This window comes from Streptomyces sp. Tek67B01, from assembly GCF_055231995.1.
In genome coordinates this window covers 3,107,421-3,120,596 of the sequence record NZ_JBUYUY010000001.1, presented here as the reverse complement: position 1 = coordinate 3,120,596, position 13,176 = coordinate 3,107,421, and the positions used below count along the sequence as shown (strand labels likewise).

Here is a 13,176-nt window from a genome sequence, read left to right as displayed (position 1 = left end):
CACTCGTAGCCGGAACCCCGGTGATCCCTGGCTGAGCCAAGCATCCCAGCCCGATGGCCCGGAACAGGGGAGTCCGGGCCAAGTGGGGGAACGTGGGGGGTGGGGGCCTGCGCGCCCGGTCGGTCAGGCGCGCCAGGGCACCTCGGCGGTGACCGTGGTGCCGCCGCCGGCCGGGGAGTCCACGACCAGCACCCCGTCCACCGCGTCCAGCCGCCCGGCGAGCCCCGCGAGCCCCGTCCCGGCCCGCGCGTCCGCACCGCCCCGACCGTCGTCCGACACCCGCAGCAGCAACCGGTTCCCCGTCCGCCACACGTCGACGCTCGCCGTACGGGCCCGCGCGTGCTTGCTGACGTTCTGCAGCAACTCGGAGACCGTGAAGTACGCGATCCCCTCGACCGAGGCCGACGGCCGCTCCGGCAGCTCCACCGCCACCTTCACCGGTACCGCGCACCGCGAGGCCACCGAGGACAGCGCCGCGTCCAACCCCCGGTCGGTGAGGACGGCCGGATGGATGCCCCGGGCCAGGTCCCGCAGCTCCTGGAGGGCGACCTTCACCTCGCCGTGCGCCTCGTCCACCATCCGGGCGGCGCTCCGGGGGTCCTCGGCCAGCTTCTCCTTGGCCAGACCCAGGTCCATGGCCAACGCCACCAGGCGCGCCTGCGCCCCGTCGTGTAGGTCCCGCTCGATGCGGCGCAGATCGGCGGCGGCCGTGTCCACGACCGCCCCCCGGTCGGACTCCAGCTCGCTGACGCGGCTGTCCAGCCGGGTCGGCCCGAGGAGGGCGGTCACGAGGACGCGGTCGACGGTGGTCAGTGCGCGGATCACCCAGGGGGTCGCCAGGGTGAGCGCGAGGCCGCACACGGCGGCGGCGGCGATGGTCGCGGGGGTCGCCAGGGTGAAGGAGTAGCCGTCGTTCTGGAAGACGATCAGCCCACGCTGGTCGGTGAAGGTCGGGAAGACCCAGAACCACAACGGGTAGAGCAGCATGGACCACCCGCACACCCAGAACACCAGTGCCAGGGTGAACCCGAACACCGCCCAGGGGAAGTGGAGCACGGGGTACAGGGCGTGCCGCCAGGCGCTCCCGCTCTTGAGCACGGCCCCCACGGCGGGGAACACCCCGGGCTTGCGGGCGCGGATCGGCGCCGGCTCCCCGACCTTCCCGCCCAGCAGCCCCCGCACCCGGGCCCGCTCCACCCGACCGAAACCCCGGCCCATCATGAGCACCCCGGCCAGCACGGGCACGCCGAGGAAGGTGACCAGCAGTCCGGCGCCGAGGCTGAGCCCGGTGACGGTGAGCGCGAAGTACAGCAGGCCCAGCGGAAACCCGCTGATCAGATACCCGAACTCTCGCCAGGTCCGCCCCGCCAAGGGCGCCCGCACCACTCGCCCGACCGCACTGCCCTCACCCATGTCCCCGCCCCTTCGCGTCTTACCGGATACCCCTCCACCCTGCCGCCGCCCCCACCCCCGAACCATCCGGCCCGTGGGCCTCCCGCCCGGGGGGTTAACCCCACCCCCCAACCCCGGGCCCACCCGGCCCCGCCGGAGTGGAGCAGATCCAGCCTCGCCGGCGTTTGAGGCGCGGGGCCCGGGGCGGAGCCCCGTGAGGCCCGCAGCCGGGCACGGCCTACGCCTCGCGGTCGCGCCACGGCAGCTCCGCCGTCACCACCGTCCCCCCACCCTCCGGCGAGTCCACCACGAAGACCCCGTCAACCGCCCCCACCCGCTCCGCGAGCCCCGCCATCCCCGACCCGCCCCCGGCCAGGGGATCGGCTCCGCCCCGCCCGTCGTCGGACACGCGTATCAACAGCCGTCCCGCACCCCGCCCCGGACCCCGTCCCACCGACCGCCCCGCCGTCCGCCACACCTCGACACCCGCGCCCGTCGCCCGCGCGTGCTTGCTCACGTTCTGCAGCAGCTCCGACACCACGAAGTACGCGATCCCCTCGATCGCCGCCGCCGGCCGCCCCGGCAGATCCACCGTCACCTTCACCGGCACCACGCACCGCGACGCCAACGACGACAGCGCCGCGTCCAGCCCCCGGTCCGTCAACACCGCCGGATGGATTCCCCGCGCGAGATCCCGCAGCTCCTGAAGGGCGATCTTCACCTCGCCGTGCGCCTCGTCCACCATCGCCGCCGCCGCGTCGGGGTCCTCCAGCAGCTTCTCCTTCGCCAGGCCCAGCCCCATCGCGAGCGCCACCAGCCGGGCCTGCGCGCCGTCGTGCAGGCCCCGCTCGATCCGCCGCAGGTCCGCCGCCGCCGTGTCCACGACCACCCCACGTCCGGACTCCAGCTCGGCGATGCGCCGCTCCAGCCCGTCGGACGGCGACAGGAGGCTCCGTACCATCGCCCGGTCCACCTGGGCCATGCCGCGCACCAGCCACGGCAACACCGGCCACAGCACGAACAGCCCCACCAGCGCGATACTGAAGGTCAGCACCGCCCACGGCAGCCGGACCACCGCGTACAACACGGTCCGCCAAGCCACCGCATCCTTGATGCCCGTCCACAGCCAGGGGAAGAAACCGCCTGAGCGTTCCGGCCCGGGCAGCGGCGTCGGCTCGTCCACGCGGACACCGAGCAGCGCCCGCGCCCGCGCGCGCTCCGGCTTCCCGAGCTGGCGCGCCCCCCACAGGCCGCACGCGAGCAACGGCAGTCCGACGGCGGTCACGGACAGCCCACCCATCGCCGCAACCATGACAACCGTGTAAACAAAACCGATCAACGCCACCGGCAGATTGCTCAGCAGGTACGCGATCTCCTTCCACGTCGAGGCGTCGAAGGCGCCCCGGACACGGGGAGGGCGGTCGTCATCTGGGGTGCGGCTGCTCGCGGTCATGCGCCACAGCGTGCCAAGTGCGCAGCCCGGATGCCATGGGGTGGCCCGCCCGCAGTGAACGGGGGATAACCCCACCCGCTGTGGCCCAGGCTCTAGACTCCCGTGCGTACCAGATCATCCAGATCGTCGACAGTGGCCGAGGAGCGAGGAAACGGACGTGCCCGACCCAACGGTATCGACCGTAAACGTGCTCGCGGCGGACTACTTCCGAAGCTATTCGGTCGTCGGACTGCTCGCCGTACTCGGCGTGCTCTTCGTCGCCGTCGCCTTCGGCGCCGGCCGCCTGCTGCGGCCCGTGGTCCCGACCCCCGAAAAGCTGCTGACGTACGAATGCGGTGTGGACCCGGTGGGCGAGGGCTGGGCCCACACCCAGGTCCGCTACTACGTCTACGCCTTCCTCTACGTCATCTTCGCCGTCGACTCGATCTTCCTCTTCCCGTGGGCGACGGTCTTCGCCGCCGCCGGTTACGGCGCCACGACGCTCGTGGAGATGTTCGTCTTCCTGGGCTTCCTGGCCGTCGGCCTGCTCTACGCGTACAAGAAGGGCGTCCTCGAATGGACGTGACACCGGACGTGACACCGGACCTGTCGCCGGCCGCGACCACCCCGGAGCTCCTCCCCGAGCCGAAGAGGCTGGGCGTGCTCTCCCGGCTGGCCCCCGAACCCATGAAGGTGGTCCTCAACTGGGGTCGCCGGTACAGCCTGTGGGTCTTCAACTTCGGCCTCGCCTGCTGCGCGATCGAGTTCATCGCCGCGTCGATGGCCCGGCACGACTTCATCCGGCTCGGCGTCATCCCGTTCGCGCCGGGCCCGCGCCAGGCGGACCTGATGATCGTCTCCGGGACGGTCACGGACAAGATGGCCCCGGCGGTCAAGCGGCTCTACGAGCAGATGCCGGAGCCGAAGTACGTCATCTCCTTCGGCGCCTGCTCCAACTGCGGGGGCCCCTACTGGGACTCCTACTCCGTGACGAAGGGCGTCGACCAGATCATCCCCGTCGACGTCTACGTCCCCGGTTGCCCGCCCCGCCCCGAGGCGCTGCTCCAGGGCATCCTCAAGCTCCAGGAGAAGATCGCGCGGGAGTCGCTCGCCGACCGCTACGCCGGCGCCGGCTCGTCGGTCACCCAGCTCACCAGCGGCCTGGTCGCGCCGCCCGCCGTCGAGGGGGCGGGGAAGTGAACCTCTACGACACCCTGCCCGACGCCGCCCCGACGGTCTTCGGAGCCGAGGCGGTGGGCTCGTTCGCGTACGACGTCCTCACGATCGACGTGCCCGTCGGGTCCTGGATCCCCGCGCTGGAGATCGCCCGCGACAAGCTGGGCTGCACCTACTTCGACTGGCTGAGCGCGGTGGACGAGCCGGGCATCGGTTTCGTGATCTGCGCGCACGTGGTCGCGCTGGAGGGCCACCGCGTACGTCGCCTCCTGCTGCGGACGACGGTTTCGCACGCGGCGCCGTCGCTGCCATCGGCGGTCGCGGTCTACGCGGGCGCGGAATGGCACGAGCGGGAGACCTTCGAGATGTTCGGGGTGACCTTCACCGATCACCCGCACCTGGTGCCGCTGCTGCTGCCCGAGAACTTCGAGGGACACCCGCTGCGCAAGGACTTCGTCTTGGCGGCGCGCGTGGCGAAGGCATGGCCGGGCGCCAAGGAGCCGGGCGAGGGCCACGACCCGGACGCGCCGAAGCGACGGCAGATGCTGCCGCCGGGCGTGCCCGACCCGAACGACTGGGGCCCGCTCAAGGGCCAACTTCCCCCGGCGCCGGCCCGCCCGGCCCGCACCCCTCGCGCCGCCGCCGCGCGCGAGGGCGCCCCCGCCCGGCGTGCGCGTTCGGTGTCGGAGGGTTCGGCGAGCCAGGCGCCCCCGCCGGGGGAGGCCGTGCCGGAGACCCCGTCCGTGCGTCCGGCCCGGCGTGCGCGTTCGGTGTCGGAGGGTTCGGCGAGCCAGGCGCCCCCGCCGGGGGAGGCCGCGCCGGAGACCCCGTCCGTGCGTCCGGCCCGGCGTGCGCGTTCGGTGTCGGAGGGTTCGGCGAGTCAGGCGCCCCCGCCGGGGGAGGCCGTGCCGGAGACCCCGTCCGTGCGTCCGGCCCGGCGTGCGCGTTCGGTGTCGGAGGGTTCGGCGAGCCAGGCGCCCCCGCCCGGGGAGGCCTCGCCGGAGACCCCGGCCGCCGGGCAGGCGCCCGCCCCCACCGCGAAACCGCCGGCCAGGCGCGACGCCCCGTGGCACGACCCGAAGCCCGCCTTCGACGCCCCGGCCTCCCCGGAGCCCGCCGCAGGCGACCCGGTTCCGGAGCCGGACGAGCGGCCGGACAGCACCGCCCCCACGACCCCCACCACCCCCGACCCCAACGATGGAGGCGACGCGTGAACGACGTACTCGACGTCGCCCTGCGCCTGGTCCTCGTCTTCGCCGTCTTCCTCGTGCTCCCGCTCGTCGTCGGGCAGACCGAGCACAAGGTCATGGCCCACATGCAGGGCCGCCTCGGCCCCATGTACGCGGGCGGCTTCCACGGCTGGGCCCAGCTCGTCGCGGACGGCGTGAAGTTCGCGCAGAAGGAAGACATCGTCCCGGCCAACGCCGACCGGCGGATCTTCCAGCTCGCCCCCGCCGTCGCGCTGCTCCCGTACCTCCTCGTCCTCATCGTGATCCCCCTCGGTCCCGGTACCGGCGCCGTCGGCCAGGTCATCGACGCCGGGCTCTTCTTCGCCCTCGCCGTCATGGGCGTCGGCGTACTCGGCAGCCTGATGGCCGGCTGGGCGTCCGCCAACAAGTTCTCCCTGCTCGGTGGCCTGCGCACCGCCGCCCAGCTCCTCGCCTACGAGCTGCCGATGCTGCTCGCCGCCGCCTCGGTCGCCATGGCCGCCGGGACCGTGTCCCTGCCCGGCATCCTGGAATCGTTCCACTGGTGGTGGCTGCCCTGGCAGATCATCGGCGCCGTCGTCTTCTTCACCGCCGGCCTCGCCGAACTCCAGCGGCCCCCCTTCGACATGCCCGTCGCCGACTCCGAGATCATCTTCGGCGCGTACACCGAGTACACCGGCCTGCGCTTCGCGTTGTTCCTGCTCGCCGAGTACGCCGGCATCGTCGTCCTCTGCGCGCTGACCACGGTCCTCTTCCTCGGCGGCTGGCACGGGCCCTTCGGCGCCGACGGCCTGGGCTGGGTCTGGACCCTCCTCAAGGTCGCGATCCTCGCCTTCGTGGTGATCTGGCTCCGCGTGAGCTACCCGCGGCTGCGTGAGGACCAGCTGCAGAAGCTCGCCTGGACCGTGCTCATTCCCCTCGCGCTCGCCCAGATCGCGCTCACCGGCATCGTGAAGGTGGCGATCCAGTAATGCCCCCCATCCCCGGATCCGGTCTCGCCAAGGGGCTGGCCGTCACCCTGCGCACGATGACGAAGCGTTCGCACACCGCCCAGTACCCCGAGGTGCAGCCCGAGCTCCCGCCCCGCTCGCGCGGGGTCATCGGCCTGTTCGAGGAGAACTGCACGGTCTGCATGCTGTGCGCCCGTGAGTGCCCCGACTGGTGCATCTACATCGACTCGCACAAGGAGACGGTGCCTGCCGCGGCCCCCGGCGGCCGCGAGCGCAGCCGCAACGTCCTCGACCGCTTCGCCATCGACTTCTCCCTCTGCATGTACTGCGGCATCTGCATCGAGGTGTGCCCCTTCGACGCCCTGTTCTGGTCGCCGGAGTTCGAGTACGCGGAGACGGACATCCTGGAACTCACCCACGAGCGCGACAAGCTCCGCGAGTGGATGTGGACCGTGCCGGCGCCGCCCGCCCTCGACCCGGCCGCAGAGGAGCCGAAGGAAGTCGCCGCCGCCCGCAAGGCGGTGGAGAAGGCCGAGGCCGCCGCCGCGGCCGCGGCCGCCACCCCCACCGAGCCCGCCGCCGCGCCGGCCACCGACAGCACGCCGGAGGCAGACGCGTGAGCCTCGCCGTCCACACCCTGGCCGCGACGGCGGGACCGGGTTTCCTGTCCCCGACCGGCGTGGAGATCGCCTTCGTCCTGGTCGGTCTCGCCACCCTCGGCGCGGCCGCCATCACCGTCACGACGAAGCAGCTCGTGCACGCCGCCCTGTGGCTGGTCGTCGCGCTCGGCGGGATCGCCGTCGAGTACCTGCTGATGACCGCCGAGTTCATCGCCTGGGTACAGGTGCTGATCTACCTCGGTTCCGTGGTCGTCCTCCTCCTGTTCGGGCTGATGCTCACCAAGGCCCCCATCGGCCCCTCCCCGGACGCCGACTCCCGCAACCGCCCGGTCGCCCTCGCTGTCGCGGCGGTCGCCGCCGCCGCACTCGTCTGGGTCGTCGTCGACGCCTTCCGCACCACCTGGATCGACCTCGACGGCCCCGTCCAAGGCTCCACCCGGATCTCCGGCGAGATCCTCTTCCGGCACTGGGTACTGCCCTTCGAGGCGCTCTCCGTCCTGCTCCTCGCCGCCCTGATCGGTGCCATCGTGCTCTCCCGCAGGACCGACCCGGCCGATCCCGACCCGGCCGACCCCGACCCGGCCGACCTCGACCCGGCCGGCCCCGTCGAACGCGCCGACCTCCGCGCCCGCGCCGAAAACACCGAAAACAAGGGGCAGCGCTGATGCACCTCGCCTACCCCGCCGTGCTCGCGGCGCTGCTGTTCTGCACGGGCCTGTACGGAGTGCTCGCCCGCCGCAACGCCATCTTGGTCCTGATGTCCGTCGAGTTGATGCTCAACGCCGTCAACCTCAACCTGGTGGCCTTCGACGTCTGGCTGCGCGACACCCTGCACGCCGGCCAGGCCCTCACCCTCTTCACCATCGCCATCGCCGCCGCCGAGATCGGCATCGGCCTCGCGATCGTGCTGATGGTGTACCGCAACCGGGGCAGCTCGGACATCGACCGGCTGCGCGACACCGCCGAAGGGCACGAGCCGCCCCCGGCCGCCCCCGACTCCTCCACCGCCGCGAACCAGCAGAGCGAGGTCACCGCGTGAGCACCACGACCCTCGCGGTCCTCGTCCCCGTCCTCCCCTTCCTCGGCGCCGTCGCCGGACTCCTCCTCGGCCGCCGTGCCCCCGGCTTCGCCCGGCCGCTGGCCGTCCTGCCGACGCTCGCCGCCGCCGTCCTGGCCGTGGTCGTCGCCATCCGCCAAGGCGGGGGCGCGGCCATCGACGCCGCCACCCGACTCACCCCGACCGGCTCCGTGCCGATCGAGCTCTCCCTCTACCTCGACGGCTTCGCCGTACTGGTCGCCGTCCTAGTCGGGGTCGTCGCCACCTGCGTGCAGATCTACTCGACGGCCTACCTGCGCGAGGACCCGCGCTACCCCTCGTACGCCGCCCTGGTCTCCCTGTTCACCTCCGCCATGCTGGTGGTCGTCTACTCCGGCGACCTGATGGTGCTGCTCGTCGGCTGGGAGGTCATGGGCATCTGCTCCTACTTCCTGGTCGGCCACTACTGGGAGACCGAGGCGGCCCGATCCGCCTCCCTCAAGGCCTTCCTCGTCACCAAGCTCGGCGACGTGCCCTTCCTCATCGGCCTGTTCGCGCTCGCCGCCGACGCCGGCTCCTTCGAGATCCCCAAGATCCTCGGCACCGTCGCCTCCGGCGGCCTCGGCCACCCGACGCTGATCGCACTGCTCCTGCTGGCCGGGGTCGCGGGCAAGTCCGCGCAGTTCCCGCTGCACAGCTGGCTCCCCGACGCCATGGCGGGCCCCACCCCGGTCTCCGCCCTCATCCACGCGGCCACGATGGTCGCCGCCGGTGTCTACTTCATCGCCCGCCTGCTCCCCGTCTTCGCGGCCTCCGGCGCCGCGCTGGTGGTCATGGCCGTCATGGCGGCCGTCACGATGCTCGGCTCGGGCCTCGCGGCCCTGGCGCAGGACGACATCAAACGCGTCCTCGCCTACTCCACCATCGGCCAGCTCGGCTATATGACCGGCGCCCTGGCAGTCGGCGACCGCGGCGCCGCCGTCTTCCACCTCCTGTCCCACGGCGCCTTCAAGGCGCTCCTCTTCCTCGGCGCGGGCGTCATCATCCACGCCGCCGGTACGAACTCCCTGGCCGCCATGTCCCGGATGGACGGCCTGGCCAAGCGCATCCCCGACGCCTTCTGGACCATGACGATCGCGCTCTTCGCGCTCGCCGCGATCCCGCCCTTCGCCGGCTTCTTCTCCAAGGAAGCCGTCCTCGTCGCCGCCGAACACACCGCCGATGGCCAATCCGACTTCGCGCCCAGCGCCGCCGGTTGGATCGTGCTGGTCGCCGCCCTGCTGACCGCCCTGCTCACCGCCGCCTACGCCACCCGCCTGTGGCTGATGGCCTTCCGAGGCCGCGGCGCCGCCGCCCCCGACCACGGCAGGGAACCCGTCGCCATGACCGGCGTGCTGTGGCTGCTGGCGATCCCGTCGATCGGCTTCGGACTCGCCGCCGGACCGATCGCCGACTGGTTCGACGGCCGGCGACTCACCCCCACCCTGACGACCTCCCTCCTGGGCACCGGCGCCGCATTCATCGGAGCCCTGCTGACCTACGGGTTGTGGCAGCGCGCCACCGCCAAGGCCGCCGCCGGCGCGGGCCTCGCCGCGACCGGGGTGCCGGCCGCGGCCGCCGCCGCGGAGTCGGCCGCCGAGACCCCCGAGGTCGCCGAGGTCACCCACGACCACCCGGCCGTGCCCGCCGGTCCCGCCCCCGACCCCGGCAAGGCCCTCCTCGGACCGCTGTACCGCCACGCCGCCGACGGCTTCCACCTCGACGCCGTCTACGACCGGCTCTTCGTCCGCCCCGTCCGCGGCGCCGCGAGCCTGGTCCGCTTCCTCGACCGCGAGGTGGTGGACACGTACGTCCGCGGTGCGGGCACCGGCCCCCGGCTGCTCGGCACCCTCGTACGCCGCGCCCAGACCGGCAACGTGCAGAGCTACCTGAGCGCCCTGCTCGCCGGCGCCGTGGTCCTGGCCATCGCCACCGCCGTCATCGCCAACGTCAACGCCGGATCGTGAGCCGTGAGCCAGCCGTGATTGATATCAGCCCGTCCGTGATGCAGTTCCTTCTGGCGTTCATCGTGGCCGCACCGCTCCTCGGCGCCGTCGCGGCCCTGCTGCCCGCCCCGCCCGGGCTCAAGGGAAAGAGCCCCGACCAGGCCGTACTGCGCCACGGCGTGACCGTGACCGGCGTGATCCTCGCCGCGACGATCGCCCTCGCCGCGGGCTTCGACCACCACACCCCGTCCCGCTTCCAGGCGACGACGGACATCAGCTGGATCCAGGCGCTGAACATCCGGATCCACCTCGGTGTCGACGGCATCTCGCTCCCCCTCCTCCTGATGACGGCGCTGCTGTTCTTCCTCTGCGCGCTCTACAGCTACTTCAAGCTGCCCGACGGACCCTCCCCGAAGGCCTTCGTCGCGCTTCTCCTGGTCCTGGAGTCCGGCACCCTCGCGACCTTCGCCGTCCTCGACCTGATGCTGTTCTTCCTCGCCTTCGAGATGGTCCTCATCCCGATGTACTTCCTCATCGCCCGCTGGGGCGGCGCTCAGCGGCAGGCCGCCGCCTGGAAGTTCATCCTCTACACCCTCCTCGGCTCCGTGGTCATGCTGCTCGGGCTGCTGCTGATCGGACTGAACAGCGGCACATTCGACATGGTGGCACTCGCCTCTGACAACGGCCGGGGACTGACCCACACCACCCAGCTGCTGGCCGTCCTCGCCATCGGCATCGGACTCGCCGTGAAGACCCCGATGTGGCCGCTGCACAGCTGGCTGCCGGACGCCCACACCGCCGCGCCCACCGTCGGCTCCGTCCTCCTGGCGGGCGTACTGCTCAAAATGGGCACGTACGGGTTCGTGCGCATCCTGCTCCCCGTCACCCCCGACGGCATGCACACCTTCGCCCCCTACCTCGGTGCGTTCGCCGCCGTCGGCATCGTCTACGGGTCCCTCGCCTGCCTCGCGCTGACCCGCAAGGGCAACAAGGGCGACCTCAAGCGCCTCATCGCGTACTCCTCCGTCGGTCACATGGGCTTCGTGCTCCTCGGCATCGCGTCCATGACGCCCACCGGCGTCAACGGCGCGCTCTTCGCCAACATCGCCCACGGCCTGATCACCGGTCTGCTCTTCTTCCTGGTCGGCGCGCTCAAGGACCGCTACGGCACCGCCGATCTCGACACCCTCTCCGGAGTCACCGGCGCCGCCCTCTACGGCCGTGCCCCCCGCCTCGGCGCGCTGATCGCCTTCGCCGCCGTCGCCTCCCTCGGCCTGCCCGGCCTGGCCGGCTTCTGGGGCGAGATGCTGGCCCTGTTCGGCGCGTTCGAACCGGCCGCGGGCCTGTCCCGGCCTGCCTTCCTCACCTACATGGCCGTCGGCGCCTTCGGCACCCTGCTCACCGCCGCATACCTTCTGATCGTCGTACGACGGGTGTGCATGGGCGACCCGAAGGAAGGCCCCGAACTCTCCCTCGCCGACGTCCAGCGATACGAGTTCGCCGCCTGGACCCCGCTCGTCGCCCTCACCGTCCTCGCCGGCCTGTGGCCCGCCGTCCTCCTCGGCCTCACCGACCCGGCCGTCCAGAAGCTCCTCGCAGGAGGCAACTCATGACGGTCCTGTCCGTCGCGGCCGCCACGGCCCCCGGCCCGGCCGCCGCGCCCGCCCTCGTCCAGTCCGTCGACTGGCTCGCCCTCACGCCCGTCGTGATCCCCGCCGCCGTCGCCCTCGTCGTCCTGGTCGCCGACCTCTTCACGGCGCCGAAGCACAAGGCGCTCCTCGGCTGGCTGTCCGTGTCCGGGCTCGCCGTCGCGGTCGCCAGCCTGCTGCCGCTGCGCGCGGGCGACCGCGCCACCTTCTGCCTCACCGGCGACGCCACCGCGTGCAGCTACACCGCCGACCACTTCGCACTCGTCGTCCAATTCCTCGTCCTCGCCGGCGCCCTCGTCACGGCCCTGCTGTCGGTCACCGCCGTCCACGAGACGCGCATGCCCGCCGGCGAGTACTGGTTCCTGCTGCTCTCCTCCGCCGCCGGCGCGGCCCTGCTGCCCGCCGCCCGCGACCTCGCCACCCTGATCGTCGCCCTCGAAGTCGCCTCGCTGCCCGCCTTCGCCCTCGTCGGCATGCGCCGCGGCGACCGGCTCTCCTCCGAGGCCGCCCTCAAGTTCTTCCTGTCCTCCGTCACCGCCACCGCCGTGTCGCTGCTCGGCGTCAGCTTCGTCTACGCCGCCACCGGCTCCCTGCACCTCGGCCGGGTGGCCGACCGCCTCGAAGACGTCCCCGCGCAGCTCGACACCCTGGCGATGGCGGGCGTCGCCCTCACCCTCGTCGGCTTCGCCTTCAAGACCGCCGCGGTCCCCTTCCACTTCTGGGTCCCCGACACCTACGTCGGCGCCCCCCTGCCCATCGCCGGCTACCTCTCGGTGATCGGCAAGGCCGTCGGCTTCACCGGCCTGATCCTCGTCACGGTCATCGCCTTCCCCGCGTACTCCGACATCTGGGGCCCCGCGCTCGCGGTCCTCGCCGCCCTCACCATGACCGTCGGCAACGTAGCCGCCCTGCGCCAGGCCGCCGACCGCACCAACAGCGCCGTACGGCTGCTCGCCTGGTCCTCCGTCGGACAGGCCGGCTACCTCCTGGTGCCGATCGCCGCTGCCGCGTACACGGAGCGCGACCAGATCGGCTCCACCGTCGCCTACGCGCTCATGTACGGGGCCGTGAACCTGGGCGCCTTCGCCGTGGCCGCGCTGGTGGCCCGTACGAAGCCGCTGCACCGGATCGACGACTACCGCGGTCTGTACGCCGAGCGCCCCCTGACCGCCCTGACGATGGCGTTCTTCCTGCTCTGCTTGGCCGGCCTGCCGCCGGGCATCATCGGTCTCTTCGCCAAGGTCACCGTCTTCCGGTCGGCCGTCGACGCGGGCCTGGGGTGGCTGGCCGTGGTCATGGCGGTCAACGTGGTCATCGCCCTGTACTACTACCTGCGGTGGACGGCCCTGCTCTTCCGCCCCGCGGCCACCGGTGACGCCGGCACCCGGCAAGCCCGCACCCCGGCCCCCGCGCCCTGGCCGGTCACCGTCGCGATCGTGCTCACCGCGGTCACCGCCCTCGTCCTTTCGGGTGCGCCGCAGCTGGTGCTGCGCTTCGCGTCGGGCAGCCTGTTCCCGCAGTAGCCGTACGTCGGCACCTGCGCGGTAGCCCGGACGGAGCAACGTCCCAGGTCGCCCCACGCCCACCCGCCCCCGGGCGCCGGGGGCGCCGCGGCCCCGGGAACCTGGCGCGCCCACCTCGCGTTGACCAGGAAGGGAGGGTCCACTGGACCGGAAGACCCTCCGTTCCACACATCCGGACGGGTTCCCCCTGCCGCACCATCTGGAG

12 protein-coding genes are annotated in these 13,176 nt (G+C 72.5%); 10 read left to right on the top strand and 2 right to left on the bottom strand.

Going from position 1 to position 13,176, the window contains the following annotated elements; translation table 11 throughout:
- Nucleotides 1-123: 123 nt before the first annotated feature.
- Nucleotides 124-1,479 (bottom strand): sensor histidine kinase, encoded by a 1,356-nt coding sequence (locus ACV7NM_RS13905; protein WP_463410570.1) that lies wholly within the window; start codon nucleotides 1,477-1,479, stop codon nucleotides 124-126.
- Nucleotides 1,480-1,630: 151 nt separating this feature from the next.
- The gene (locus tag ACV7NM_RS13900) at nucleotides 1,631-2,845 is read right to left on the bottom strand and encodes a sensor histidine kinase (RefSeq protein ID WP_463410569.1); all 1,215 of its coding nucleotides are present in this window, start codon (nucleotides 2,843-2,845) and stop codon (nucleotides 1,631-1,633) included.
- A gap of 157 nt (nucleotides 2,846-3,002) precedes the next feature.
- Between ACV7NM_RS13900 and ACV7NM_RS13895 the strand changes: the two genes are divergently transcribed.
- From ACV7NM_RS13895 to ACV7NM_RS13850, 10 genes are read left to right on the top strand one after another with little or no spacing between them, the layout of a single operon-like run.
- Nucleotides 3,003-3,410 (top strand): NADH-quinone oxidoreductase subunit A, encoded by a 408-nt coding sequence (locus ACV7NM_RS13895; protein WP_136213193.1) that lies wholly within the window; start codon nucleotides 3,003-3,005, stop codon nucleotides 3,408-3,410.
- Nucleotides 3,401-4,024 (top strand): NADH-quinone oxidoreductase subunit B, encoded by a 624-nt coding sequence (locus ACV7NM_RS13890; protein ID WP_463410568.1) that lies wholly within the window; start codon nucleotides 3,401-3,403, stop codon nucleotides 4,022-4,024. Before ACV7NM_RS13895 ends, ACV7NM_RS13890 begins: the two co-directional genes overlap by 10 nt.
- Nucleotides 4,021-5,214, top strand: a complete 1,194-nt coding sequence (locus tag ACV7NM_RS13885) for an NADH-quinone oxidoreductase subunit C (RefSeq protein ID WP_463410567.1) — start codon at nucleotides 4,021-4,023, stop codon at nucleotides 5,212-5,214. The genes ACV7NM_RS13890 and ACV7NM_RS13885 overlap by 4 nt, the downstream gene beginning before the upstream one ends.
- Nucleotides 5,211-6,179: a complex I subunit 1/NuoH family protein gene (locus ACV7NM_RS13880; protein WP_463410566.1), complete on the top strand. Its 969-nt coding sequence runs from the start codon at nucleotides 5,211-5,213 to the stop codon at nucleotides 6,177-6,179. Before ACV7NM_RS13885 ends, ACV7NM_RS13880 begins: the two co-directional genes overlap by 4 nt.
- Nucleotides 6,179-6,778, top strand: coding sequence for a NuoI/complex I 23 kDa subunit family protein (locus tag ACV7NM_RS13875; protein ID WP_463410565.1), 600 nt, complete (start codon nucleotides 6,179-6,181; stop codon nucleotides 6,776-6,778). Before ACV7NM_RS13880 ends, ACV7NM_RS13875 begins: the two co-directional genes overlap by 1 nt.
- Nucleotides 6,775-7,443 carry an NADH-quinone oxidoreductase subunit J family protein gene (locus ACV7NM_RS13870; protein ID WP_463410564.1) on the top strand — a complete coding sequence of 223 codons (669 nt, stop codon included), beginning with the start codon at nucleotides 6,775-6,777 and terminating at the stop codon, nucleotides 7,441-7,443. The genes ACV7NM_RS13875 and ACV7NM_RS13870 overlap by 4 nt, the downstream gene beginning before the upstream one ends.
- Entirely contained in the window at nucleotides 7,443-7,817 is a 375-nt protein-coding gene (gene nuoK, locus ACV7NM_RS13865; RefSeq protein WP_136213198.1) for an NADH-quinone oxidoreductase subunit NuoK, read from the top strand. Before ACV7NM_RS13870 ends, nuoK begins: the two co-directional genes overlap by 1 nt.
- A complete protein-coding gene (locus ACV7NM_RS13860) occupies nucleotides 7,814-9,820 on the top strand; it encodes an NADH-quinone oxidoreductase subunit 5 family protein (RefSeq protein WP_463410563.1) in 2,007 nt (668 codons plus the stop codon). The genes nuoK and ACV7NM_RS13860 overlap by 4 nt, the downstream gene beginning before the upstream one ends.
- 38 nt (nucleotides 9,821-9,858) lie before the next feature.
- Nucleotides 9,859-11,412 carry a complex I subunit 4 family protein gene (locus tag ACV7NM_RS13855; RefSeq protein ID WP_463413937.1) on the top strand — a complete coding sequence of 518 codons (1,554 nt, stop codon included), beginning with the start codon at nucleotides 9,859-9,861 and terminating at the stop codon, nucleotides 11,410-11,412.
- Complete coding sequence (locus ACV7NM_RS13850) at nucleotides 11,409-12,971, top strand: NADH-quinone oxidoreductase subunit N (RefSeq protein WP_463410562.1); 1,563 nt, start codon at nucleotides 11,409-11,411, stop codon at nucleotides 12,969-12,971. Before ACV7NM_RS13855 ends, ACV7NM_RS13850 begins: the two co-directional genes overlap by 4 nt.
- Nucleotides 12,972-13,176: the final 205 nt, after the last annotated feature.